21 protein-coding genes are annotated in these 23,360 nt (G+C 68.7%); 15 read left to right on the top strand and 6 right to left on the bottom strand.

Going from position 1 to position 23,360, the window contains the following annotated elements; genetic code table 11:
* The first annotated feature begins 13 nt into the window (after positions 1 to 13).
* Positions 14 to 907, top strand: coding sequence for a TIM barrel protein (locus tag LOS8367_RS10135; protein ID WP_085896384.1), 894 nt, complete (start codon positions 14 to 16; stop codon positions 905 to 907).
* A gap of 12 nt (positions 908 to 919) precedes the next feature.
* Positions 920 to 2,077: a Gfo/Idh/MocA family protein gene (locus LOS8367_RS10130; protein ID WP_085896383.1), complete on the top strand. Its 1,158-nt coding sequence runs from the start codon at positions 920 to 922 to the stop codon at positions 2,075 to 2,077.
* Between the two features lie 59 nt (positions 2,078 to 2,136).
* Here LOS8367_RS10130 and LOS8367_RS10125 read toward each other — a convergent pair whose 3' ends face one another.
* Positions 2,137 to 3,144 carry a LacI family DNA-binding transcriptional regulator gene (locus tag LOS8367_RS10125; RefSeq protein ID WP_085896382.1) on the bottom strand — a complete coding sequence of 336 codons (1,008 nt, stop codon included), beginning with the start codon at positions 3,142 to 3,144 and terminating at the stop codon, positions 2,137 to 2,139.
* Positions 3,145 to 3,331: 187 nt separating this feature from the next.
* Here LOS8367_RS10125 and LOS8367_RS10120 point away from each other — a divergent pair, with 187 nt between their 5' ends.
* The 3 genes from LOS8367_RS10120 to LOS8367_RS10110 all read left to right on the top strand — a co-directional run bounded on the left by LOS8367_RS10120 (position 3,332) and on the right by LOS8367_RS10110 (position 6,253).
* Complete coding sequence (locus LOS8367_RS10120) at positions 3,332 to 4,279, top strand: sugar ABC transporter substrate-binding protein (RefSeq protein WP_085896381.1); 948 nt, start codon at positions 3,332 to 3,334, stop codon at positions 4,277 to 4,279.
* Between the two features lie 74 nt (positions 4,280 to 4,353).
* Positions 4,354 to 5,472, top strand: coding sequence for an ABC transporter permease (locus LOS8367_RS10115; protein WP_085896380.1), 1,119 nt, complete (start codon positions 4,354 to 4,356; stop codon positions 5,470 to 5,472).
* A 1-nt stretch (position 5,473) separates the two neighbouring features.
* The gene (locus tag LOS8367_RS10110; RefSeq protein ID WP_085896379.1) at positions 5,474 to 6,253 is read left to right on the top strand and encodes an ATP-binding cassette domain-containing protein; all 780 of its coding nucleotides are present in this window, start codon (positions 5,474 to 5,476) and stop codon (positions 6,251 to 6,253) included.
* Positions 6,254 to 6,384: 131 nt separating this feature from the next.
* On the opposite strand, the gene LOS8367_RS10105 is transcribed toward LOS8367_RS10110, so the two are convergent.
* Together LOS8367_RS10105 and LOS8367_RS10100 are read right to left on the bottom strand one after the other, a co-directional pair.
* Complete coding sequence (locus LOS8367_RS10105) at positions 6,385 to 6,822, bottom strand: CREC-EF hand family protein (protein ID WP_085896378.1); 438 nt, start codon at positions 6,820 to 6,822, stop codon at positions 6,385 to 6,387.
* A gap of 294 nt (positions 6,823 to 7,116) precedes the next feature.
* Complete coding sequence (locus LOS8367_RS10100; RefSeq protein ID WP_085896377.1) at positions 7,117 to 8,019, bottom strand: LysR family transcriptional regulator; 903 nt, start codon at positions 8,017 to 8,019, stop codon at positions 7,117 to 7,119.
* A gap of 113 nt (positions 8,020 to 8,132) precedes the next feature.
* Between LOS8367_RS10100 and cuyA the strand changes: the two genes are divergently transcribed.
* From cuyA to LOS8367_RS10060, 8 genes are all read left to right on the top strand, one after another.
* The gene (gene cuyA / locus LOS8367_RS10095; RefSeq protein ID WP_085896376.1) at positions 8,133 to 9,158 is read left to right on the top strand and encodes a D-cysteate sulfo-lyase; all 1,026 of its coding nucleotides are present in this window, start codon (positions 8,133 to 8,135) and stop codon (positions 9,156 to 9,158) included.
* A gap of 4 nt (positions 9,159 to 9,162) precedes the next feature.
* Positions 9,163 to 10,374 (top strand): DegT/DnrJ/EryC1/StrS family aminotransferase, encoded by a 1,212-nt coding sequence (locus tag LOS8367_RS10090; RefSeq protein ID WP_085896375.1) that lies wholly within the window; start codon positions 9,163 to 9,165, stop codon positions 10,372 to 10,374.
* Positions 10,371 to 11,093, top strand: coding sequence for a cysteate racemase (gene cuyB / locus LOS8367_RS10085; protein WP_085896374.1), 723 nt, complete (start codon positions 10,371 to 10,373; stop codon positions 11,091 to 11,093). The genes LOS8367_RS10090 and cuyB overlap by 4 nt, the downstream gene beginning before the upstream one ends.
* Positions 11,094 to 11,154: 61 nt before the next feature.
* The gene (tauA, locus tag LOS8367_RS10080) at positions 11,155 to 12,141 is read left to right on the top strand and encodes a taurine ABC transporter substrate-binding protein (RefSeq protein WP_085896373.1); all 987 of its coding nucleotides are present in this window, start codon (positions 11,155 to 11,157) and stop codon (positions 12,139 to 12,141) included.
* 63 nt (positions 12,142 to 12,204) lie between these two features.
* Positions 12,205 to 12,993, top strand: coding sequence for a taurine ABC transporter ATP-binding protein (locus LOS8367_RS10075; protein WP_085896372.1), 789 nt, complete (start codon positions 12,205 to 12,207; stop codon positions 12,991 to 12,993).
* Positions 12,990 to 13,883 (top strand): ABC transporter permease subunit, encoded by an 894-nt coding sequence (locus LOS8367_RS10070; RefSeq protein ID WP_085896371.1) that lies wholly within the window; start codon positions 12,990 to 12,992, stop codon positions 13,881 to 13,883. The genes LOS8367_RS10075 and LOS8367_RS10070 overlap by 4 nt, the downstream gene beginning before the upstream one ends.
* A gap of 8 nt (positions 13,884 to 13,891) precedes the next feature.
* The gene (gene hisD, locus LOS8367_RS10065) at positions 13,892 to 15,205 is read left to right on the top strand and encodes a histidinol dehydrogenase (protein ID WP_085896370.1); all 1,314 of its coding nucleotides are present in this window, start codon (positions 13,892 to 13,894) and stop codon (positions 15,203 to 15,205) included.
* A 57-nt stretch (positions 15,206 to 15,262) separates the two neighbouring features.
* Positions 15,263 to 16,282 (top strand): YeiH family protein, encoded by a 1,020-nt coding sequence (locus tag LOS8367_RS10060; protein ID WP_085896369.1) that lies wholly within the window; start codon positions 15,263 to 15,265, stop codon positions 16,280 to 16,282.
* Between the two features lie 80 nt (positions 16,283 to 16,362).
* On the opposite strand, the gene LOS8367_RS10055 is transcribed toward LOS8367_RS10060, so the two are convergent.
* On the bottom strand, positions 16,363 to 17,340 hold the full coding sequence (locus LOS8367_RS10055) for a ParB/RepB/Spo0J family partition protein (protein ID WP_207569250.1): 978 nt from the start codon (positions 17,338 to 17,340) through the stop codon (positions 16,363 to 16,365).
* The gene (locus LOS8367_RS10050) at positions 17,337 to 18,530 is read right to left on the bottom strand and encodes an AAA family ATPase (protein ID WP_085896367.1); all 1,194 of its coding nucleotides are present in this window, start codon (positions 18,528 to 18,530) and stop codon (positions 17,337 to 17,339) included. Before LOS8367_RS10050 ends, LOS8367_RS10055 begins: the two co-directional genes overlap by 4 nt.
* A 619-nt stretch (positions 18,531 to 19,149) precedes the next feature.
* Here LOS8367_RS10050 and LOS8367_RS10045 point away from each other — a divergent pair.
* Positions 19,150 to 20,199 carry a replication initiation protein gene (locus LOS8367_RS10045; protein ID WP_085896366.1) on the top strand — a complete coding sequence of 350 codons (1,050 nt, stop codon included), beginning with the start codon at positions 19,150 to 19,152 and terminating at the stop codon, positions 20,197 to 20,199.
* A 218-nt stretch (positions 20,200 to 20,417) separates the two neighbouring features.
* Positions 20,418 to 21,650, top strand: coding sequence for a mandelate racemase/muconate lactonizing enzyme family protein (locus tag LOS8367_RS10040; RefSeq protein ID WP_085896365.1), 1,233 nt, complete (start codon positions 20,418 to 20,420; stop codon positions 21,648 to 21,650).
* Positions 21,651 to 21,657: 7 nt separating this feature from the next.
* Here the strand turns inward: LOS8367_RS10040 and LOS8367_RS10035 are convergent, their stop codons facing one another.
* Complete coding sequence (locus LOS8367_RS10035) at positions 21,658 to 23,277, bottom strand: GMC family oxidoreductase (RefSeq protein ID WP_085896364.1); 1,620 nt, start codon at positions 23,275 to 23,277, stop codon at positions 21,658 to 21,660.
* Positions 23,278 to 23,360 lie beyond the last annotated feature (83 nt).

Raw genomic sequence — 23,360 nt, 5'->3', positions numbered from 1 at the left:
CAGAGGTCAGGACATGACGATCAGGATTGGCAACGCCCCCTGCTCATGGGGCGTGGAATTCGCGGCCGACCCGCGCAACCCCGATTGGCGCGACGTGCTGCGCGACTGCGCGGCAGCGGGCTACAAGGGCATCGAGCTCGGTCCGGTGGGCTACATGCCCGAGGACCCGGCCGAATTGGGCGCGGCGCTCGACGAGTTCGGGCTGCAGCTCATCGGCGGCGTGGTGTTCCGCCCGTTCCACGACCCGGCCGCCTGGGAGGACGTGCTCGACGCCGCGCATCGCACCTGCCGCGCGCTCAAGGCGCATGGGGCCGAGCACCTCGTGCTGATCGACTCGATCTCGCCGCGCCGCGCCCCGACCGCCGGCCGCGCCTCCGAGGCCGAGCAGATGGACGCGATGGAATGGGCCGCCTTCCGCGAGCGCATCGCCACCGTCGCGCGGATCGGCACCGAGGAATACGGGCTGACCACCGGCATCCATGCCCATGCGGCGGGCTTCATGGATTTCGAGCCGGAGCTGGAGCGGCTTCTCGACGAGGTCGACGAGCGCATCCTCAAGATCTGCTTCGACACCGGCCATCATTCCTATGCGGGCTTCGACCCGGTGGCCTTCATCAAGCGCCACGAGGACCGCATCTCCTACATGCATTTCAAGGATATCGACCCCGTGGTGAAGGCCCGGGTAATCGAGAACCGCACCGGCTTCTACGACGCCTGCGGACAGGGCATCTTCTGCAATCTGGGCGAGGGCGACGTCGATTTCCCCGCCGTGCGGCAGGCGCTGCTGGAAGCGGGCTTCGAGGGCTGGTGCACGGTCGAGCAGGATTGCGATCCGACGCTCGACCCCGACCCGCTGGGCGACGCCCGCAAGAACCGCGAATATCTCGAATCCATCGGCTTCAAATAGGGAGGTCCGGCCATGACGAAACTGGGATGGGGCATGATCGGTGGCGGCGAAGGCAGCCAGATCGGCCCGGCGCATCGCCTCGGCGCGGGGCTCGACGGGCTATTCGAATTCCGCGCCGGCGCGCTCGACCACCGCGCCGAGGCCGGGCGCGACTACGGCCGGCGTCTCGGCCTCACGCCGGACCGCGCCTATGGCGACTGGCGCGAGATGCTGGAGGGCGAGAGGAACCGCCCCGACCGGGTCGACCTCGTCACCGTGGCCACCCCCAACGCCACGCATTTCGAGATCACCAAGGCGTTCCTCGAGGCCGGCTTCCACGTCCTGTGCGAAAAGCCGATGACCATGACCGTCGAGGAGGGCGAGGAGATCGTCCGCACCGCGCGCGCGGCGAACCGGATCTGCGCGGTGAATTACGGCTATTCGGGCTATTCGCTGGTGCGGCACATGCGGGCCATGGTGGCGCGCGGCGATCTTGGAAAGATCCGGCTGGTGAAGGCCGAATTCGCGCATGGCCACCACGCCGACGCGGCTGACGCCGACAATCCGCGCGTGCGCTGGCGCTACGACCCGGCGCAGGCGGGCGTCTCGGCGCAGTTCGCCGATTGCGGCATCCACGCGCTGCACATGGCGAGCTTCGTGATCGGCCAGGAGGTCGCGCGCCTCTCCGCCGACACGGTGAGCTGCATCGAAAGCCGCACGCTCGAGGACGACGCGATGGTCAATCTGCGCTTCGACGGCGGCGCGGTGGGGCGGCTCTGGACCTCCTCGGTGGCGATCGGCCGCCAGCACGGGCTGACGCTGCAGGTCTTCGGCGAGAAGGGCGGCCTGTCATGGGCGCAGGAGCAGCCGAACCAGCTCTACTGGATGCCGCTCGGCGGCCGGCGCGAGGTGATCGAACGCGGCGAGGCGGGGCTCTCGCCCGAGGCGGACCGCACCAGCCGGGTGACGATCGGCCATGCCGAGGGCATGCCGCTGGCCTTCGCCAACATCTATGCCGATCTCGCCGAGGCGATCGCCGCGCGCAAGGCGGGCCGCGAGATGGACCCGGCCGCCGATCTCTACCCGCGCGCCGAGGACGGGCTGCGCTCCATGGCCGCCGTCTTCGCCGTGGCCAAGAGCGGCAAGTGCGACGGTGCCTGGACCGAGGCCCGGCCGCCGATGTTCCGCTAACCATTCGGGCCGGGGCCGTCGAGGCCCCGGCCCCTCAGCCCGTCCCGGGCAATGGCCCCTCAGCCCGCCTCGGGCAATGGCCTGAGCGTGCCGCGCTCGACGATCCGGCAGGGAAACACCCGCGCCTCCGGGTAGCGGTCCGGCTCGTCCAGCATCGCCCCCATCAGCTCGATCGAGGAGGTGACGATCTGCCGGATCGGCTGGTGGATCGTGGTCAGGTCGATCCCGGCCCAGCCCGCCATCTCCATGTCGTTGAGCCCCAGCACGCCGACATCGCCCGGCACCGAGAACCCGTTATCGCGCAGCGCCGAGAGCGCGCCGATCGACAGCACGTCGTCGCCGCAGAAATAGGCCTCGGCCGGCGGCTCCTGCAACAGCCGCTGCATCTCGCGCCGCCCCGCATCGAAGGTGTAGGCCCCCGCGAAGGACACGCTGAGCCCGAGCTCCGGCGCCTGCGCGATCTCGGCCTGGAACCCGGACAGGCGGTCCTGGGTCGAGGTCGCGGCTTCGGGCCCGCCGAGAAAGGCCAGCCGCCGGTAGCCGCGCGCGATCAGCGTACGCGCGGCGGTCCGGCCGCATGCGACGTTGTCGATGCCCACCGTGTGCACCTGCGGGTCCGAGGCGTAGCGCCCGAAGGCGTTGATCACCGGCACCCCCGCCTCGCGAAACGCGATGGCAAAGCCCGGCGGCAGGGTCGAGGAGGCGACGACGACGCCGTCGACCGAGTATTGCCGCAGCATCCGCACCGAGTTCTCGGGCTCGGTCTCGCCCGAGAGATTGACCAGCAAGGGCCGCAGCCCGCGCTCCTGCAAGCCGCGCGTGAACAGGTCGAAGATCTCGAGGAAGAACGGGTTGTGGAAGTTGCTCGACACCAGCCCGATCAGCTTGGTGCGCCCGGTGGTGAGCGATGAGGCCAGCGCGTTGGGGCTGTAGCCCAGTTCGCGCGCCGCCTTCTCGACCTTGCGCCGCATCTTGGGCGAGACCGAGGCGCCGTCGGTAAAGGTGCGCGACACCGCCGAGCGCGACACGCCCGCCCGTTCGGCGACCTCCTTGAGCGTGACCACCATGACCCCCCGTTTTCCCTCCCGCGACCGCATAGCTCTACCTCATCGAACGCTCGGGTCCAGCATGAGTTGCGCCAACCCGTTTTGCAACCGGTTGCAAAATGCCGCGCGATATGTTGTAGTCGGAGTCGAAGGGCTGGCGGAGGACCGCTCTTCCAACGGAACCAACGACACCAGGGAGGGATGTCCGATGACACCGACAATGAAGCTGCTGCTGGCCGCGACCGTCGCCGCCACGCCGCTGATCGCCGCCGGCACAGCGCAGGCCGAGGGCGAGAAATACATCCTCGTCAGCCACGCCCCCGACAGCGACAGCTGGTGGAACACCATCAAGAACGCGATCGCGCTGGCCTCCGAGCAGATGGGCGTCGAGGTCGAATACCGCAATCCGCCGACCGGCGACCTCGCCGACATGGCGCGGATCATCGAGCAGGCGGCGGCCAGCGGCCCCGATGGCATCATCACCACCCTCTCGGATTTCGACGTGCTCTCGGGCCCGGTCCGCTCGGCCGTCGACAGCGGCGTCGACGTGATCATCATGAATTCGGGCACGCCCGAGCAGGCGCGCGAGGTCGGCGCGCTGATGTATGTGGGCCAGCCCGAATACGATGCGGGCCTCGCCGCGGGCGAGCGGGCCAAGGAGGACGGCGTCGAGAGCTTCCTCTGCGTGAACCACTACATCAGCTCCCCCGCCTCGACCGAGCGCTGTCAGGGCTTCGCCGACGGGCTCGGCGTCGAGCTGGGCGAGCAGATGATCGACAGCGGCCAGGACCCGGCCGAGATCAAGAACCGGGTGCAGGCCTATCTCTCGGCCAATCCCGACACCGACGCGGTGCTCACCCTCGGGCCGACCTCGGCCGATCCGACGCTGCTGGCGCTCGACGAGACCGGCATGGCGGGCGACATCTATTTCGGCACCTTCGATCTCGGCGCCAACATCGTGCAGGGCATCAAGGACGGCGTCATCGAGTGGGGCATCGACCAGCAGCCCTTCCTGCAGGCCTACCTGCCGGTGGTGGTGCTGACCAACTACCACCGCTACGGCGTGCTGCCCGGCAACAACATCAACTCCGGCCCCGGCTTCGTCACCGCCGAGGGGCTCGAGATGGTCGAGAAGTTCGCCGGCGAATACCGCTGAGCGAGCGCGCGGGGGCGGCACCTCCCCATTGGCCGCCCCCATCGAATTTCAACCGATCCCTGGAGTAAGCGGGCATGGCAGATACACCGCAAATCGTGATGGACGAACGGGTCAAGCAGATCTCGCCGATGCGCCGCGCGATGATCCGTCCCGAGCTGGGCGGCATCGTGGGCACCATCGCGGTGTTCGTCTTCTTCGGACTGTTCGCCTTCGACAGCGGCATGTTCAACAGCCAAGGCATCATGAACTGGTCCGTCGTCTCGGCGCAGTTCATGATCATCGCCGTCGGCGCCTGCCTCTTGATGATCGCGGGCGAGTTCGACCTCTCGGTCGGCTCGATGATCGGCTTCGCCGGGATGATGATGGCCATCTTCGGCGTGACGCTGGGCTGGCCGATGTGGGTCGCGATCCTCGTGACCTTCGCGCTGTGCATCTCGATCGGCGCGCTCAACGGCTTCATCGTCGTGCGCACCGGCCTGCCCAGCTTCATCGTGACGCTGGCCTTCCTGTTCATCCTGCGCGGCTTCACGATCTTCCTGCCGCAGACTATCGAGCGCAAGACCATCATCGGCGGCATCCGCGAGGCGGCCGAGGGCGACTGGCTCGCGGCGCTGTTCGGCGGCACCATCGGCAAGGGATTTTTCACCTGGATGGGCGAGGCCGGGATCATCGCCACCTTCGAGCGCGGCACCCGCGCCGGCGAACCGGTGGTGAACGGCATCCCGATGCTGATCGTCTGGGCGCTCGGGCTGGTGGTGGTGGGCCATGTGCTGCTGACCCGCACCCGCTTCGGCAATTGGATCTTCGCCGCCGGCGGCGACGCCGAGGCCGCGCGCAATTCCGGCGTGCCGGTGAACCGGGTCAAGATCACCATGTTCATGTTCACCGCCTTCTGCGCCACCGTCTTCGCCGCTTGCCAGGTGATGGAGTTCGGCTCGGCCGGGGCCGACCGGGGCCTGTTGAAGGAGTTCGAGGCGATCATCGCCGTGGTCATCGGCGGCGCGCTGCTGACTGGCGGCTACGGCTCGGTGATCGGCGCCGCGCTCGGCGCGCTGATCTTCGGGGTGGTCCAGCAGGGGCTGTTCTTCGCGGGCGTCGAAAGCTCGCTGTTCCGGGTGTTCCTCGGCGTGATCCTGCTCTTTGCGGTGATCCTCAACACCTATATCCGCCGCATCATCACCGGAGAGCGCTGACATGACCCAGCCCCTGATCCAGATGAAGAACATCGAGAAGCATTTCGGCTCGGTCATCGCGCTGGCCGGTGTCTCGGTCGACATCCATGCCGGCGAATGCCACTGCCTTCTGGGCGATAACGGCGCCGGCAAGTCGACCTTCATCAAGACGCTCTCCGGCGTGCACAAGCCGACCCGCGGCGAGATCCTGTTCGAGGGCCGCGACATGCACTTCGCCGATCCGCGCGACGCCATCGCCGCCGGGATCGCCACGGTGCACCAGCATCTCGCGATGATCCCGCTGATGTCGGTGAGCCGCAACTTCTTCATGGGCAACGAGCCGACGCGCAAGATCGGCCCCTTCTCCTTCTTCGACCACGACCTCGCCAACCGGGTGACGATGCAGGAGATGGAGAAGATGGGCATCGTGCTGCGCGGCCCCGATCAGGCCGTCGGCACGCTGTCGGGCGGCGAGCGCCAGACCGTCGCCATCGCCCGCGCGGTGCATTTCGGCGCCCGCGTGCTGATCCTCGACGAGCCGACCTCGGCGCTCGGCGTGCGCCAGACCGCCAACGTGCTCGCCACCATCGACACCGTGCGCAAGCAGGGCGTGGCGGTGGTCTTCATCACCCACAACGTGCGCCACGCCATGGCGGTGGGCGACCGCTTCACCGTGCTGAACCGGGGCCGCACCTATGGCACGGCCAAGCGCGGCGAGATCACCCCCGAGGAGCTGCAGGACATGATGGCGGGCGGCCAGGAGCTGGCGACGCTGGAAAGCAGCCTCGGCAGCACGGTCTGATCCGGGAGGCCGCAGGCCGCTTTCAGCGGCATGTCGGGGCGGGATCGCGCGATCCCGCCTCGACTGCGTCCGGGCCCGGCCGGATGCCGGGGATCCGGGGCATGGCCCCGGCCCGGCCGGATGCGCGGGGATCAGCGGCGCGGCGGCTGGCTCGCGCGCATCTCCTCGACGCTGAGCACGCCGTCGCCGTTCTTGTCGGCGGCGTCGAAGCGCGCGGCCTCTTGGCTGAGGGTTTCGGCGCGCGACAGCGGCTTGAACTCGGCCCGCGCCTCGGCGGCCGGGCGCTGCTCCTGCCCCCGGTTCTGGTCCAGGCCCTGACGCGGCCCGTGGCCACGGCCTTCGCCCTTGCCCGGGCGGGCCTCCGGCCGCGCCGCGCGCGCCTCCTCGGCGCTCACCCGGCCATCGCGGTTGGTGTCGGCGGCGTCGAAACGCGCGCCCGCCAGCTTCAGCGCCTCGGCGCGCGGCAGCGGCTTCATCTCTGGATGCTGCTGGGCCGAAGCCGCGCCCGCGATGATGCCCGACAGGGTTGCCATCACGGCGATGGCGCTGATCTTGCCTGCGATTTTCATTCTCGTCGTCCTTGCGATTGGAACGTCACCCCCGGTCTTCGCAGCGCTGCACCGCGCCGGGGTCGGGTCTGAGATGGCGCAGTCCCGGGACAAGCTACAGTCGAGAATTGTCGCGAAATGTATGCGCGACGACAGGGCGCGACTGGCCGCGTGGGCCCCGGCCCCGCGCCCTATCCCGCTGCCGGATCGGGCAAAAATCACCAAGGTCACCGCGCCCGCCCCGCCCCTTCGGCCTTATCCCTGGATACAATTCAGATGCCGCCCCCGACCGTTTTCGCCCGGCCCCGGTCCCCCCTAGATGCCGGCCTCGCTCAGCAGCTCGGTCCAGACCGCGTCCTCGGAGCGGCGCTTGGGCCCGGCCAGCCGCATCGCGGTGATCACCAACTCGCAGCTCGGCAACTCGTCGGAAAGGTCGATCAGGCTGCCCTCGGCGATCCGGTCCCGCGCCAGGCTGTGCGGAATCCACGCGGTGCCGATCCCGACCTGCGCCATCTCCTGCGCCGCCAGAGTCAGCGCCGTCTCCACCCGCTGCACCGCCTGCAACGGCTGCGGCAGGTTCGGCAGGATCAGCAGGTTCATCACCTGCCCGAGAAACACCGCGTCGGGGTAGGAGACGATCGGCAGCAGCCCCATGGCGCGGTCGCGCAGGTGATCGGCCCGCCGCGCCGCCGCATGGACCGGGATCAGCCGGTCATGCCCGACCTCGACCGTCTCCAGATAGTCGGCCTCCACCTCGGGCGCGATCCCCTCGATCCGGTAGACCAGCGCGATATCCGCCTTGCGCGACAGAAGCTGGCCGTAGCAATCGTCGAAATTGGCCGAGCGCAGCCGGATCGAGATCGAGTCGTGATGCGCCAGCACGCCCTGCAGCAGCCGCGGCGTGCGCGAGGTGGTCAGCGCGTGCTGGCTCGCCAGCACCACGTGGTTCTCGGCCATCTGGCTGCCGCTGCGCAGATCCGCGACCAGCTGGCGCAGCGTACGGATGATCTGGAGGATTCGGTCGCGCTGGGATTCGGTGGTCCTTTGCAGCTGCACCGGCTTGCGGCTGCGGTCGAACAATTCGACCCCGACATAGTCCTCAATCTGCCGAATGCGGCGAGAAAAGGCAGACTGCGTCAAAGAGCGGCGTTCGGCGGCTTCCGAGAAGGATCCGGTCTCCGCCACGGCAATCAAGTCTTCCAACCATTCCAAGCGCATGCAAGGGTCCCGCTAAGTTGCATATCCTGCATATTACAATGTGAACTTCGCATTTGCATAGCGGTATTCGCGGGCGCAGTATTCCCATAGTGAATTATGAACGGGAGCGTCACATGCATCTGGCCCGGTTTCCCCGCGTCCATCTCGCCCATCTGCCCACCCCGCTCGAGCGGCTCGACCGCCTGAGCGCCGAACTCGGCGGCCCCGAGATCTGGATCAAGCGCGACGACTGCACCGGCCTCTCAACCGGCGGCAACAAGACCCGCAAGCTCGAGTTTCTCATGGCCGAGGCACAGGCCATGGGCGCCGACATGGTGATGACCCAGGGCGCGACCCAGTCGAACCACGCGCGCCAGACCGCCGCCTTCGCCTCGAAGCTCGGCCTGCGCTGCCACTTGCTCTTGGAGGACCGCACCGGCTCCAAGGATCACAACTACAACCGCAACGGCAACGTGCTGCTCGACCACCTGCACGGCGCCACCACCGAGACCCGCGGCCCCGATCTCGACATGCATGCCGAGATGGAGGCGGTGGCCGATAATTTCCGCAAGGACGGCGCCAAGGTCTACACCATCCCCGGCGGCGGCTCCAACGCCACCGGCGCGCTCGGCTACGTCAACTGCGCCTTCGAGCTGGTGGGCCAGGCCAATGATCGCGGAATGGTAATCGACCACATCGTCACCGCCACCGGCTCCGCCGGCACCCAGGCCGGCCTGATCACCGGCCTCAAGGCGATCAACGCCAAGATCCCGCTTCTGGGCATCGGCGTGCGCGCACCGCGCGAGAAGCAGGAGGAAAACGTCTACAAGCTGGCGCGCCTCACCGCCGAGAAGCTCGGCTGCGAGGGCATCGTCGCCCGCGAGGACGTGGTCGCAAACTGCGACTATGTCGGCCCCGGCTACGGCATCCCGCGCGAGGACACGATCGAGGCGATCCGCATGTTCGCCGAGCTCGAAGGCATCCTTCTCGACCCGGTCTATTCCGGCAAGGGCGCGGCGGGTCTGATCGACCAGATCCGTAAGGGCCGCTTCAAGAAGGGCGAGCGGGTGGTGTTCATCCACACCGGCGGGGCGGCGGCGCTGTTCGGTTATGACGCGGTGTTCGAGCGCGCCCCGGGCGACAAGCTGGCAGCGGAGTAAACCCATGGCCGAGACGCGTTTCACCGGTAGCTTCACCCAGCAGGAGCCGATCCCGGAGGAGGGCATCTCGGCGGCGCTGGAGCTGCTCCGCACCGGGCGGCTGCACCGCTACAACACCGCGCCGGGCGAGACCTCGCTCACCGCCCGGCTCGAGGCGGCCTATGCCGATTGGCAGGGCGCGCGCTACTGTCTGGCGCTGGCCTCGGGCGGGCAGGCGATGCAGATCGCGCTGCGCGCCTGCGGCGTGCGCCCCGGCGACCGCGTGCTGACCAACGCCTTCACCCTCGCCCCCGTGCCCGGCGCCGTCGCCGCCATCGGGGCCGAGGCGGTGCTGGTCGAGATCACCGAGGATCTGGTGATCGACCTCGACGACCTCGCCGCCAAGGCCCGCGCCTCGGGCGCCCGGCACCTGCTGTTGTCGAACATGCGCGGGCACTTGTGCGACATGGACCGGCTGATGCGGGTCGCCGACGACTGCGGCCTGACCGTGATCGAGGATTGCGCCCACACCATGGGCGCGCGCTGGAACGGCCGTCGCTCCGGCAATTTCGGCGCGATGGGCTGCTTCAGCACCCAGACCTACAAGCACATGAATTCCGGCGAGGGCGGTTTCCTCACCACCGACGACCCCGAGCGGATGGCCCGCGCGATCATCATGTCGGGCTCCTACATGCTCTACGAGCGCCACGGCGCGGCGCCCGGGCCCGAGCATTTCGAGAAGATCCGGCTCGAGACGCCGAACATGTCGGCGCGGATGGACAATCTGCGCGCCGCGATCCTTCTGCCGCAGCTCGAGCGGCTCGACGACGCCATCGCCCGCTGGAACGCGCTGCACGACCGGATGGCCGAGCGCCTTTCCGCCATGCCCGGCGTGACGCTGCCCGAGCGGCCCGAGCCCGAGTTCTATGTCGGCTCCTCGATCCAGTTCCGGCTGCCGGGGCTCGGGGCAGAGGCGGCGCGGCAACTGGTCGCCGAGGCGGCGGCGCGCGGGGTCGAGCTGAAATGGTTCGGCGCCGCCGAGCCGGTGGGCTTCACCTCGAACCATGGCAGCTGGCGCTACCTGCGCGCGCAGGCCCTGCCCCGCACCGACGCGATCCTCTCGACCCTGTTCGACATGCGGTTGCCGCTGACCTTCAAGCCGGCCGATTGCGATGCGATCGCCCATCATCTCGACGCCGCCCTCGCGGCGCTGCGCAGCCCGGAGGGCGCGGTATGACCCCGAAACGGATCGGCATATTGGGCGGCATGGGCCCCGAGGCGACGGTGCTCCTGATGCAGCGCGTGATCGCCGCCACCCCGGCCCGCGACGACGCCGACCACATCCCGCTTCTCGTCGATATGAACCCGCAGGTGCCCTCGCGCATCGCGCGGCTGATCGAGGGGCGCGGCGAGGATCCCGGCCCGGTGCTGGCCGAGATGGCGCGCCGGCTCGAAACGGGCGGCGCCACCGCGCTGGCCATGCCCTGCAACACCGCGCATCACTACGCCCCCGAAATCCGCGCCGCCGTCGAGGTGCCCTTCATCGACATGGTGGCGCTCTCGGTGGCGCGGGCCGCCGAACGGCTCGGGCCGGGCGGCAAGCTGGGTCTTCTGGGCTCGCCGGCGCTGCGCCGGATCGGCCTGTTCGACCGGGCCTGCGCCGAGGCCGGCCTCACCTTGCTCCACCCGCAGGACGAGGACGCGCTTCTGGCCGCGATCCGCGCGATCAAGGCGCACGGACCCGACGAGGACAGCCGCGCCGCGCTGCGCGCCGCCTCGGCCGATCTCGCCCGTCGCGGCGCGACGCTGCAACTCGTCGCCTGCACCGAGTTCTCGCTCATCGCCGGGGCGCTCGCGCCCGAAGCGGAGGGCATCGACACGCTCGACCTTCTGGTCGCGGCGATCCGCGACGCCGCCCTCGGCGCGCCCACTCAAGAAGACGGCACCGCCGCCTGACACCGCATGCAGAGCGGCGCGGGAACAGCGTCGGTGCAGCCAACCAACAGAGGAATATGAAATGACACGGACGACGACACGCGTAGCGCTCGCGCTCACCACCTTCCTGACCGCCGGATCGGCTCAGGCCGAGACCGTGACCATCGGTCATTTCGGCAACCCGACGCCGATGCAGGTGGCGCTGGCCGAGGGCCGCTTCGACGAAGCCACCGGTTGGGACATCGAATGGCGCAAGTTCGGCTCCGGCTCCGAGGTGATCGCCGCCATGGCCTCCGGCGACATCAAGCTCGCCGAGCTCGGCTCCTCGCCGCTCGCCATCGCCACCAGCCAGGGCGTCGAGCTGGAGATGTTCATGCTGGCGCAGGTGCTGGGCTCGGCCGAGAGCCTGATCGCCCGCGATGGCGCCGAGATCGAAACGCTCGAGGATCTCGCCGGCAAGCGGGTCGCGGTGCCGGTGGGCTCGACCGCGCATTTCTCGCTGATGGGCGCGCTCGACCATGCCGGGATCGACGCCTCCGACCTGACCCTGCTGAACATGCCCCCCGACCAGATCGCCGCCGCATGGGAACAGGGCGCGATCGACGCCGCCTTCATCTGGCAGCCGGTGCAGAACCAGATCCTCGAGACCGGCACCCGCCTCGCCACCTCGGCCGAGACCGCCGAATGGGGCTTCCCGACCTTCGACGCCTGGGTGGTGAACGCCGAGTTCGCCGCCGAGAACGCCGAGGCCGTGGCCGCCTTCGCCAGGACGATGGACGAGGCCAACGCCGCCTATCTCGCCGATCCCGCCGCCTGGACCGCCGAGAGCGAACCGGTGCAGACCATCGCCGCCGAGACCGGCGCCGACGCCGCGCAGATCCCCACGATCCTCGAAGGCTTCACCTTCGTGCCGCTCTCCGAGCAGCTCGGCGAGACTTGGCTCGGCAGCGCCCATGAGACGATGCGCGACACCGCCGCTTTCCTCAAGGAAGCCGGGCGCATCGATCAGGTGGCCGAGGACTATTCCGGCTTCGTGAACACCGAGATCGGCACCGCCGCCACCCAGTGACGGCCCCCGGTCCCGGCCCCCGCGCGGGCCGGGACCCCCCAGACCCCGACGAGGAGTGGTCCAATGGGACTGAACATCAAATCCGCCTCCGTGGTGTTTCCCGCAGCCGAGGGCCGGCCGCCGGTCGAGGCGCTGCGCGGCATTGATCTTGCCATCGCCGAGGGCGATTTCGTGGTGGCGCTCGGCGCCTCCGGCTGCGGCAAATCCACGCTTTTGAACCTGATCGCGGGCTTTCTCGCGCCCAGCTCGGGCGAGATCCTGCTCGATGGCCGCCCGGTCACCGGCCCCGGCGCCGACCGCTCGGTCGTGTTCCAGAAACACGCGCTGCTGCCCTGGCTCAACGTGATCGAGAACGTGGCCTTCGGGCTCAAGATGCAGGGCGTGGCCGAGGCCAAGCGGCTCGCCATCGCCGAGGATTTCGTGAAGCTGCTGGGCCTCGACGGGTTCCAGAAATCCCCGGTCTACCGGCTCTCGGGCGGCATGCAGCAGCGCGTCGGCATCGCCCGCGCCCTGACCTGCGACCCCAAGGTGCTCTTGATGGACGAGCCCTTGGGCGCGCTCGACGCGCTGACCCGCGAAAAGGCGCAGGAGCTGATCCTCAGGATCTGGAACGACACCGGCAAATCGGTTTTCTTCATCACCCACAGCGTCGAAGAGGCCCTGTTCATGGGCACCAAGCTGATCGTGATGTCGCCCCGTCCGGGCCGCATCTCGCACCGCTTCGACCTGCCCTTCTCGCGCCGCGTGCTCGCGGGCGAGCCGGCCCGGCAAATCAAGGCATCCCCGGAATTCATCCGCCTGCGCGAGGAGGTGCTCGGCATCATCTTCGCCGATGAGGAGGAAGCGGCATGATCGAGACCGTCAAGCACAGCACCAGCGTCGCCGAAAAGGCCCGCATCAACCCGCGCAGCGGCGTCTTCGCCTGGTTCGCGCGCGGTCGCCCCACCAAGCCCGGCGAGACCTACGGCGTGCCCGGACAGGGCGACACGATGTGGCTCTCGGTCGTCTCGATCCTGTTCCTGCTCTTCGTCTGGTGGGCGATCACCGCGCTGGGTCTGGTCAAGCCGCTCTTCGTGCCAAGCCCGCAGGCCATCGTCGCCAAGTTCGTCGATGTCTGGCAGAACGGCTTCACCAACACCTCCTTCCTCGAACATGTCGCGGTCTCGACCGCCCGCGTCTTCGGCGCCTTCCTTCTGGCCTGCGCCGTCGGCATCCCGCTCGGCCTCGCCATGGGGATGAGCCCGGTCATGCGCGGCCTGTTCGATCCGCCGATCGAGTTCTACCGGCCGATCCCGCCGCTGGCCTACCTGCCGCTGATGATCATCTGGTTCGGCATCGGCGAGACCTCCAAGGTGCTGCTGATCTTCCTGTCGGTCTTCGCCCCCGTGGCGCTCGGCGCTCGCGCCGGCGTGCGCTCCGCCGCGATCGAGCAGATCCATGCCGCCTACAGCTTCGGCGCCTCGCGCTGGCAGGTGATGCGCCACGTGATCCTGCCCTCGGCGCTGCCCGAGATCCTGACCGCGATGCGCGTCGGCGTCGGCTTCGGCTGGACCACGCTGGTCGCCGCCGAGATGGTCGCCGCGACCAAGGGGCTTGGCTACATGGTGCTCTCCGCCAGCCAGTTCCTGCAGACCCCGACCGTGATCATGGGGATCATCGTGATCGCCGCGATCGCCTATGCCTTCGACCTGCTGATGCGCTGGATCGAGCGCAAGGTCATCCCCTGGAAAGGCAAGATGTGAGACCCGACATGACCGTGACCTATCTCAAATCCGCCAAGCGCCACGCCGAAAGCGACCAGGCCGACACCCGCGCCGCCGTCAGCGCCATGCTGGCCGAGATCAAGTCGGGCGGCGAGGCCCGGGTCGAGGCCTATGCCCGCGAGCTCGACCGCTGGGACGGCCCGGTGCTGGTCGACGAGGACACCCGCCGCGCCGCCGCCGCCCGTCTTCCCGAGAGCCTGAAGGACGACATCCGCTTCGCCCATGCCAACATCCGCCGCTTTGCCGAGGCGCAGATGCGGACGGTACAGGGCTGCGAGGTCGAAATCCTGCCCGGTCTGATCGCCGGGCAGCGGCAGATCCCGGTCTCTGCGGCGGGCTGCTACGTGCCCGGCGGGCGCTACAGCCACATCGCCTCGGCGCTGATGACCATCACCACCGCCAAGGTGGCGGGCGTCGGCCACATCACCGCCTGCTCGCCGCCGCGCCCCGGCGAGGGCATCCCGGCGGCGATCCTCTTCGCCATGGATCTCTGCGGCGCCGACGCGATCCTCAACTTGGGCGGCGTGCAGGGTGTCGCGGCGATGGCCGAGGGGCTCTACGGGCTGCCGCGCGCCGACATCCTCGTCGGCCCCGGCAACCAGTACGTCGCCGAGGCCAAGCGCATCCTGTTCGGCGAGATCGGCATCGACATGTTCGCCGGCCCCACCGACAGCATGGTGCTGGCCGACGAGACCGCCGATCCGGAGATCGTCGCCATCGACCTCGTGAGCCAGGCCGAGCATGGCTGGAACTCGCCGGTGTGGCTCGCCACCACCGATCGCGGCCTCGCCGAAAAGGTGATGCAGATCATGCCCGGCCTGATCGACGCGCTGCCCGAACCCAACGCCTCGAGCGCCCGTGCCGCCTGGGCCGATTTCGCCGAGGTGATGCTTTGCGATAGCCGTGAGGCGATGGCGCGGGTCGCCGATGACTACGCGCCCGAACATCTGCACGTGCAGGCTGCCGATCTCGACTGGTGGCTGAACCGGCTGCGCGCCTATGGCTCGCTGTTCCTCGGCGAAGAGACCACCGTGGCCTATGGCGACAAGGCCTCGGGTCCGAACCACGTGCTGCCGACCTCGGGGGCGGCGCGCTATACCGGCGGCCTCTCGGTGCACAAGTTCATGAAGACGGTGACCTGGCAGCGCGCCGACCGCGCCGCCTCGCGTCAGCTCGGCGGCGCCACCGCCCGGATCAGCCGCGTCGAGGGGATGGAGGGCCATGCCCGTGCCGCCGACATCCGCCTGACCCGCTACGCCGTGACCGAGGCCGGCCCCGCCGCCGCCAAGGTCGTGGGCTAGGCCCTCCCCCGGCGCCCCGGCCCGACCGGGGCGCCGTCAACGCCAAGGAAATCCCCGATGTTCATTGATGCGATCGCGCCAGCCCGGCTGCGCGCGCCGGTGCTGCGCCTGCCCGTTCTCCTGCCCGGTTTCACCGTCGCCGCCGTGGTCGCCGTGGCGGCCCAGTTCATCTCCGAGCATTATGGCGCGCCGGCGATGCTGATGGCGCTGCTGCTGGGGATGACGCTGCAATTCCTGTCGCTCGAAGGCCGCTGCGTCGAGGGCATCGGCTTCACCGCCCGCCACGTGCTGCGCCTCGGCGTGGCGCTCTTGGGCGCGCGGATCTCGGTCGAACTTCTGCTCGATCTCGGCGCGGGCCTGATCGGGCTGATCGTGGCGGCGGTGGCCGCGACGATCCTGCTGGGCTTTCTCGCGGGCCGCGCGCTCGGCAAGGGCTGGCGCTTCGGTCTGCTGACCGGGGGCGCGGTGGCGATCTGCGGCGCCTCCGCCGCCATGGCCATCGCCGCGGTGCTGCCGCGCGACGAGAGCTCCGAGACCGATCTGAGCTTCACCGTGCTCGGCGTCACCCTGCTCTCGACATTGGCGATGATCGCATACCCGCTGCTGACCGGCTGGGTCGGCTTCGACACCCGCACCACCGGCGTGTTCCTCGGCGCGACGATCCACGACGTCGCGCAGGTGGTCGGCGCCGGCTTCTCGATCTCGCCCGAGGCAGGCGAGACCGCGACGCTGGTCAAGCTGATCCGGGTCAGCCTCCTGGCCCCGGTCGTGCTGCTGTTCTCGCTGGCGATCCGCGCCGGCGGCCTCGGCGACAGCGCCGGAGGCAAGCGGCCGCCATTGATCCCGGGCTTCGTGCTGGGCTTTCTAGCGCTCGGGGCGCTGAACTCGCTGGGGCTGGTGCCGGAGATGCTGGGGCGCCTGTTGGCCGATGCATCGGGCTGGGCGCTGCTGATCGCGATCGCGGCGGTGGGCATGAAGACCTCGCTCGCCACGGTGATGCAGGTCGGCGGCGCCGCGATCGCGCTGATCGCCGCCGAGACGCTGTTCCTCGCCGGGATCTTCCTGACGGCGCTTTGAGCGAGCTTGCCGCTCCTGTCGAAGTGCGGCAATCAAGACTTTGATTCAATTGGGAATTGCCCCCTATTGCCAGCTGGCAATCAGCGCGACTTCCGCTCCTTCAGGAACAGGTCGAGGGCGGATCGCAACGCCGCGTCGCTGAGATCGGCGTCGAACTCCATCACGTAGGATTTGCCCCTGCGGCGAATGCTGACATTGCCGTCGCGATGCTGGACCACCCGGTCCGAACGCTTGCGCGGCGCCGTCACCTTGCCCGCCGCCTTGAGCCGCGTCAGCACCGCCGGGGCGGCGAGGCGCGCGCCCTCCTCGGCAATGGCCCTAGCCTCCGCCAGCACCGCCTCGCGCGCGCCGGGCTCCGCCATCAGCGGCCGCAGCTGCCGCGCATGCAGCTCTTTGATGTCGCGGATCGACGGGAAGGCCGCGACGATCTCGGGCTCGAGCTTGGCCAGTTGCAGGAACCGCGACAGGAAGCCGGGGGAGACCTGCAACCGCTCGGCCATCAGCTTCTGCTGGCCGCCGTAATAGGCCTCGACCGCGCGGGCATAGTCGCGGGCACGCTCGAAATCCGAGATGTCCTCGCGGTCGCGGTTCTCGATATCGGCGAGGCGGAACGCCTCCTCGTCGGTCAGCTCGCGCTCCTCGATCAGGTAGCGGAACTGCGGGTAGTTGTTGGCCCGAAGCCAGCTCACCGTGAAATGCCGCCGGGCGCCGCAGATCACCTCGAACTCGGGGCCGTCCCCCTGCCCCGCCGGGCGCAGCCGCCGCACGATAGCGGGAAACTCCTGCTGGCCTTGCGCCTTCATCCCTTCGATCAGGTCGGCGCAGTTTTCGGGTGTCAGCAATTCGTAGGCGCGGTTGTGCCCCTCCCACATGACGCAGCTGGCCGGATCGACGAGGCGCAGCACCTTTTCCTGGCGCCCGCCCGCGACCTGTTCGGACATGGCGGTGGAGCGTTTGAGAAACCGCGTCTGCGCCCGCCCGGCCCCGTCCTCGCGGGTTTCGGTCTCGTCGAGACCGTTCAGGACGTCGTTGAAGATGTCGTCGTGCTTCCTGCTCACAGGATCCCCTCCTTGCGCAGCGCCGCGTGGTGGCTCGGCCATGTCTTGCGGATCTCGGTCTCGACCTCGCGCCCCACCGCATCGAGATAGACGCGGCAGCGCTTGTGCGTCTCGGTGCGGGTCGCTGCCCCTGTCAGCTCATAGACGGTCATAAGGTTCGCCGTCGCGTTGTCGATCTCGGCGCTGTCCTTCAGGACCGCCGACAGCATGTCCTGCGGGAACACCGCATCCATCATCCGCTTGATCGCGCCATGGGCGCTCTTCTGGTCGTTCATCTTGGTCGCAAGGATCTTCACGAAATGATAGCCCCGCGTCCCGCCATGTTGCGCGAGCTCGCCCAGGGTCGAGGACATCATCCGCAGGAAATGCGCGGTCGAGCCGAAATCGATGTTGTTGGGCGGCGCCGGCACGATGATCGCGTTGGCCGCGCGCAGCACCGACAGCGAGATCATCCCGAGCGCCGGCGGCGGGTCGAGCAGGATCACGTCGAACTGGTCCGAGATCGTCTCGATGCCGGCGCGCAGCCGGTCGAGCACGAAATCCTGTTCGCGCACCATGCGGGCCGCGAACTCGTACTCGGCGTCATAGAGACCAAGATTGGCGGGGATCAGCGCGATGCCGGGCCAGTAGGTGGCGCGCAGCGCGTAATGCAGGCTGGTCGGCCCGCCATGGCGGAAGAACGGGTAGAGCGTGTCCTCCTCCTCGTCGACATCGACGTCGGGGTTGAGGCCGAAGACGCTGGTGGTGGAGGCCTGGCTGTCGCAATCGATGACGCAGACGCGGTAGCCCTTGAGCGCAAGATACTGCGCCAGATGCGTCACCACCGTCGACTTGCCGACCCCGCCCTTGAAATTCTGCACCGCGAGCACCGTCGCCGGATCGGTGGGCGCGCGCCGCGGCAGCGTGCCGAACACCTCGCGCATCCGGTTCACTTCGGCCAGCGAATAGCCGGTGCGCCGTCCGGTATCGGGGTCCTTCTCGGGTTCGGGCAGCCGGCCGTCGCCCTCGGCGTCGCGCAGCGCCTTCTCGGTGCGGCCGCACATCTCGGCAGCGCTGCGCACGTTGAAGCGCAGATCGAGACTCTTGCTGACGCCGGGCGCGAAGACCCGCGCGCGGAGCTTCTCGATCACCCTCCCTGCCCGGCCCGCCAGCGCGTCGATTTCATCCAGCCCGACGGGATAGTCTTCCATGTCCAAAGCGATATCCTTGCCTGCGTTCGGCCTCCAAGATGCGGTGGCGCGGCACGGAGGTAAAGTGCGCTATCCGCAGAGCGGTGCCGCGAAAACCGAACCTGTCCATGGCGTGGCGCAAATACCGCACTCGGGCCCAAAGAGCCGCACGGTTCGGATTTTGCGGCACCTCGCCCCCCCTCCCCCATCCCGATTTGTAGCAAATCGGCTCCGCAGGGCGCCCAAAACCCCGAAATCCGAATCCGAAAACCCCTTGTTCTGGATTCTAGGGTTCTCTGTTCATGGCGCGCGGGGCCCTTGTTTCACTGCGCGAAGCGCCTGTATCGCTTACCTTTCGGGACGATTGGCGCAACATATGGGGTGGGTTGGCGATACGTATCGGGATGGCTGGCGATACCTATCGGGTGCCGAACTCTTACCTTTGGGGTGGGCCGGGATTGCAGGAATCACCCCTCTCGCAAAGCCCTGTTTTGCAGGGGGATGCGAATCGCCGCCTCCACCCGCCGCCGTCTCAAACCTTACTTATCGGGTGGCCCTCCCCGCGACCGCTGTCGATTGACTTACATCTCCGCCCATACAAAAGTATGCGCAACAGGTAACGCGCATTGGCGGTCAAGACATGGCAAAGCTGCCCCAACCCTCTTACCGCACGGTCGACGCGCGGCCCACACCCGAGACGTTGATCAAGCCGGGCGAGCTCGTCGACCTGATCGAGGTAACGCCGCTCACCCTCGCCGACCGCCGGATCTACAACCAGCTCTTGGAGAATGCCTGGGAGGCGATCGACAAGCCGGTGATGCATGTGATCGCCAAGTCCGACCTGCGGGGCAACCACAATTCCAACGACCGGATCGGCGACTCGATCGAGCGGCTGATGAGCGCGATCGTCAAGATGGAGGTGATCTGGGACGGCAAGCCGGCGGTCGAGCGGGTGCAGCTCCTCGGTGGCAACGTCGAGATGGCGCGCAGCGATGGTCTGTTCGAATACGAGATCCCGGCGCGGCTGCGCAAGGTGATCACCAACTCCACCGTCTTCGCCCGGCTGCAGCGCGAGGTGATGTTCGCGCTGTCGTCGAAATACGCGCTGACGCTCTACGAGATGGTGCAGAAGCGCGGCAACCTGCGCTGGAAGTCCTCCGAGACTTTCACGCTCGATGGCATCCGCGCCGTGCTCGGCGTGCCCAAGGGCAAGCTGACCTCGTGGTCGAACCTGCGGCTGCGGGCGATCGATCCGGCGGTGGCCGAGGTCTGCGCGCTGTCGGATTACATGGTCGAGATCGCGCCGATCAAGACAGGGCGCAGCGTGACCCATGTGGAGCTGCGCTGGTGGCGCAAGGATGGCGATGCCACCGACAAGACCGAGCGCAGCCTGAGCTTCGCCAGCACCGGTCGCCGGGCGCGGGCCGCCGAGGAGGCGCGCGGGCAGGGCGGCACGACCACGATCCCGGGCCAGACCCCGCCGCGGCCGCGCCCGGCCTGGCTCGACCGGCAGGGCGAGGCGTTGCGCACCGAGACCTACGAGACGGCGCGGCTGCGCTTCCCCGGCTACGACATCTACAACATCGAGGGGCAGTGGCGCGAATGGTCCAAGGGCAAGTCCCCGGCCGAGGATCCCGATCGCGCCTTCCTCGCCTTCTTCCGCAAATACGCCGAGGCGAACCCGATCTGATCGGGCGTCTGCAGGGCCGATTGCCAATTGGCAATCGGATCGGAGGCGAGGCCGCGCCCTGCCCCGACCGCACCGGAATTTCTCAACTAAGAATCTAATATCATTACAGAAATACTGAATTGCCAGTTGGCAATCGGTCGCTCCGCCCATGCCGGGGCTGGACAGGCTGCCGTCCGCCTGCTGTCCTCTCCCTCGCTGCTGGAACGAGGAGACGGCCGATGCGATTGCGAGACCTCGAGATCCTGATCGTCGCGCCACCGGCCCCGGGTTGGGGCGGGCGCTATTGGATCCTCGTCAAGCTCACCACGGATGACGGCATCACCGGCTGGGGCGAATGCTACGCCGCCGCGGTCGGGCCGCGCGCGATGGAGGCGGTGATCCGCGACGTGTTCGAACGTCACATGGAAGGAGAGAGCGTCGAGAACATCGAACTGATGTTCCGCCGCGCCTATTCCTCGGGCTTCACCCAGCGGCCCGACCCGACCGTGATGGGCGCCTTTTCGGGGCTCGAGATCGCCTGCTGGGACATTCTCGGCAAGGCGCGCGACCGTCCGGTCTGGGCGCTCCTCGGCGGGCTGATGAACGAGCGCGTGCGCGCCTATACCTATCTCTACCCGTCGGAGCACCATCCCCTGCCCGACTTCTGGATCGATGCGGACATGGCCGCCGAGGCCGCGGCCGAGGCCGTCGCGCGCGGCTACACCGCGGTGAAGTTCGACCCGGCCGGACCCTACACGATCCGGGGCGGCCACCAGCCCGCGATGAGCGACATCACCCGCTCGGTCGCGTTCTGCCGGGCGATCCGCGCGGCGGTGGGCGACCGCGCCAACCTGCTCTTCGGCACGCATGGGCAGTTCACCACCGCCGGCGCGATCCGGCTCGGCCGGGCGATCGCGCCGTTCGATCCGCTGTGGTTCGAGGAGCCGATCCCGCCCGACAATCCGCTCGACTTCGTGGAGGTGGCGCGGGCGACCGGCCTGCCGGTGGCGACCGGCGAACGGCTTGCCACCCGCGCCGAATTCGCGCTGCTGCTGCGAACCGGCGGGGCGCAGATTCTGCAACCGGCGCTTGGCCGTGCCGGCGGCATCTGGGAGGCGCGCAAACTCGCCGCCATGGCCGAGAGCTTCAACGCGCAGATCGCGCCGCATCTCTATGCCGGGCCGGTGGAATGGGCCGCCAACATCCATCTCGCGGCGTCGATCCCCAACCTGTTGATGGCCGAGACCATCGAGACGCCGTTCCATGACGGGTTGATCCGGGGCACGATCCGGGTCGATGAGGGGTTCGTTACCGCGCCGCAGGCCCCGGGGCTCGGCATCGAGGTGGACGAAGATTTCGCCCGCGCCCATCCCTACGAGGGCACCGGGCTGCATCTTGAGATGAGCGAAGCGCCCTGCGACTACGTCAATGGCAACCTGTTCGAGGGGGGCGCGCCCGCTCCGAGGGACTGAGCGCGGATCAGGTGGTCCTGGCGTCGTCGAGGACCATCTCGGCGGCGCGATGCGCCACCATCATCGTCGGCGCGTTGGTATTGCCGGAGGTGATGCTGGGAAAGACCGAGGCATCGACCACCCGCAGCCCGTCGAAGCCATGCAGCCTCAGCCGTGGATCGACCACCGAGCGGCGCGGGTCGGCGCCCATGCGGCAGGTGCCGACCGGGTGAAAGACGGTGCCGCAGCGATCGCGGAAATCGTCGAGAATGGCCGCGCCGTCGAGCGCGCGCAGGTCGGGATCGACGGCGCTCTCGACCAGTGCGGTAAGCGCGGGGCTGCGCATGATCCGGCGACACAGCTGCCCGCCTGCGATCACGGTTTCCCGGTCCGCCTCGGTCGCGAGCGAATTGGGGCGGATATCCGGCGGGGCCAGCGGATCGGCGGATGAGATGTCGATCCGGCCCCGGCTCGTTGGCCGGGCGGGCTGAAAGCTGATGATGAAGCCGGGAAACGGATCGGGCCGGACGAGGTCGCGGCGGCCCGTAGGCGTGGTGCTGTAGCTGACCGGGTTGAAGTAGATCTGCTGATCCGGCTGCGGGCTCTCGGCCGTGCCGCGAAAGAAGCCGCCGCATTGATTGACCGAAAGCGCCAGCGGCCCGCGACGGCTCAGCGCGTAACGGATCGCGGCCCGGGCCTTGCCCCAGAACGGGCGCAGCTGGTCGTTGAGCGTCGGCTCATTGGCCTTGAAGTAGTAGTTTACCGCGAGATGGTCCTGAAGCTGGCCACCGACATGCGGCGCATCCGCCAGCACCTCGATCCCATGGGCGCGAAGCAGCTCGGCCGGGCCGATGCCCGAAAGCTGCAAGAGCCGGGGCGAGGTGACGGCGCCGGCGCAAAGCAGGATCTCGCGCCCGGCGCGCAAGGTCTCGATCCGGTCACCGATCCGCAGTTCCACCGTTGCGGCTCGGCGCCCTTCGAAGCCGATCCGGGTGACCGTGACGCCGGTGCGCAGCGTCACATTGGATCGCCGCAGCGCCGGGGCGAGGTAGGCGCGGGCGGCGGAGTGCCGCAGGCCGGACCGGGTGGTGATGCGATAGGTCGTGGCGCCTTCGAAGCGGGCGCCGTTGCAATCGGGGCAGGCGGGCAGTCCGGCCTGCGCCATGCCGTCGAAGAAGTGGCGGGTCACCGGGTGGATCTGGTCCGAGACGTCCTGCACATGGAGCGGCCCGCTGCCGTCGCGGCTGCCATCGGCCGCGACGCGGGTTTCCATCGCCTCGAAGGCGCGGCGGGCAGCGTCCCAGTCCCAGCCCTCGGCGCCGTCCGCCGCCCAATCGTCGAAATCATGTGGCAGGCCCCGGGCCCAGATCAGCGCGTTGATCGAGCTCGAACCGCCGACCACCCGGCCACGCGGCCAGTAATCGCTGCGCCCGTTGAGCCCGGGATCGGGGGCGCTGCGATAGCGCCAGTTGAGCCGGGGATGGAAGAAGGTCTTGCCGTAGCCGAGCGGCAGCCGCACCCAGGGCGACCGGTCACGCGGCCCGGCCTCGAGCACCAGCACGCTGTATCGCCCCGAGGCGCTCAGCCGCTCCGCCAGCACGCAGCCCGCCGAGCCTGCGCCGATGATGATGTAGTCCGAAACCGCCATGACCAACGCCTCCGCCCCGCAGACTGGCAGAGGCCGGGGCGGCACGACCAGCGGAAAGATGCGATCTCCTTGCGGTTGAGCCG

The sequence above is a fragment of the Limimaricola soesokkakensis genome, from assembly GCF_900172345.1.
GTDB lineage: Bacteria > Pseudomonadota > Alphaproteobacteria > Rhodobacterales > Rhodobacteraceae > Limimaricola > Limimaricola soesokkakensis.
The sequence above is the reverse complement of the archived record's forward strand: the minus strand, read 5'-3'. Positions and strand labels throughout refer to the sequence as shown.

Bases quoted from the DNA above. Each gene is read 5' to 3' on its own strand.
- LOS8367_RS10135 (WP_085896384.1), top strand. From the start codon at position 14: ATGACGATCAGGATTGGCAACGCCCCCTGCTCATGGGGCGTGGAATTC.
- LOS8367_RS10130 (WP_085896383.1), top strand. From the start codon at position 920: ATGACGAAACTGGGATGGGGCATGATCGGTGGCGGCGAAGGCAGCCAG.
- LOS8367_RS10125 (WP_085896382.1), bottom strand. From the start codon at position 3,144: ATGGTGGTCACGCTCAAGGAGGTCGCCGAACGGGCGGGCGTGTCGCGC.
- LOS8367_RS10120 (WP_085896381.1), top strand. From the start codon at position 3,332: ATGACACCGACAATGAAGCTGCTGCTGGCCGCGACCGTCGCCGCCACG.
- LOS8367_RS10115 (WP_085896380.1), top strand. From the start codon at position 4,354: ATGGCAGATACACCGCAAATCGTGATGGACGAACGGGTCAAGCAGATC.
- LOS8367_RS10110 (WP_085896379.1), top strand. From the start codon at position 5,474: ATGACCCAGCCCCTGATCCAGATGAAGAACATCGAGAAGCATTTCGGC.
- LOS8367_RS10105 (WP_085896378.1), bottom strand. From the start codon at position 6,822: ATGAAAATCGCAGGCAAGATCAGCGCCATCGCCGTGATGGCAACCCTG.
- LOS8367_RS10100 (WP_085896377.1), bottom strand. From the start codon at position 8,019: ATGCGCTTGGAATGGTTGGAAGACTTGATTGCCGTGGCGGAGACCGGA.
- cuyA (WP_085896376.1), top strand. From the start codon at position 8,133: ATGCATCTGGCCCGGTTTCCCCGCGTCCATCTCGCCCATCTGCCCACC.
- LOS8367_RS10090 (WP_085896375.1), top strand. From the start codon at position 9,163: ATGGCCGAGACGCGTTTCACCGGTAGCTTCACCCAGCAGGAGCCGATC.
- cuyB (WP_085896374.1), top strand. From the start codon at position 10,371: ATGACCCCGAAACGGATCGGCATATTGGGCGGCATGGGCCCCGAGGCG.
- tauA (WP_085896373.1), top strand. From the start codon at position 11,155: ATGACACGGACGACGACACGCGTAGCGCTCGCGCTCACCACCTTCCTG.
- LOS8367_RS10075 (WP_085896372.1), top strand. From the start codon at position 12,205: ATGGGACTGAACATCAAATCCGCCTCCGTGGTGTTTCCCGCAGCCGAG.
- LOS8367_RS10070 (WP_085896371.1), top strand. From the start codon at position 12,990: ATGATCGAGACCGTCAAGCACAGCACCAGCGTCGCCGAAAAGGCCCGC.
- hisD (WP_085896370.1), top strand. From the start codon at position 13,892: ATGACCGTGACCTATCTCAAATCCGCCAAGCGCCACGCCGAAAGCGAC.
- LOS8367_RS10060 (WP_085896369.1), top strand. From the start codon at position 15,263: ATGTTCATTGATGCGATCGCGCCAGCCCGGCTGCGCGCGCCGGTGCTG.
- LOS8367_RS10050 (WP_085896367.1), bottom strand. From the start codon at position 18,530: ATGGAAGACTATCCCGTCGGGCTGGATGAAATCGACGCGCTGGCGGGC.
- LOS8367_RS10045 (WP_085896366.1), top strand. From the start codon at position 19,150: ATGGCAAAGCTGCCCCAACCCTCTTACCGCACGGTCGACGCGCGGCCC.
- LOS8367_RS10040 (WP_085896365.1), top strand. From the start codon at position 20,418: ATGCGATTGCGAGACCTCGAGATCCTGATCGTCGCGCCACCGGCCCCG.
- LOS8367_RS10035 (WP_085896364.1), bottom strand. From the start codon at position 23,277: ATGGCGGTTTCGGACTACATCATCATCGGCGCAGGCTCGGCGGGCTGC.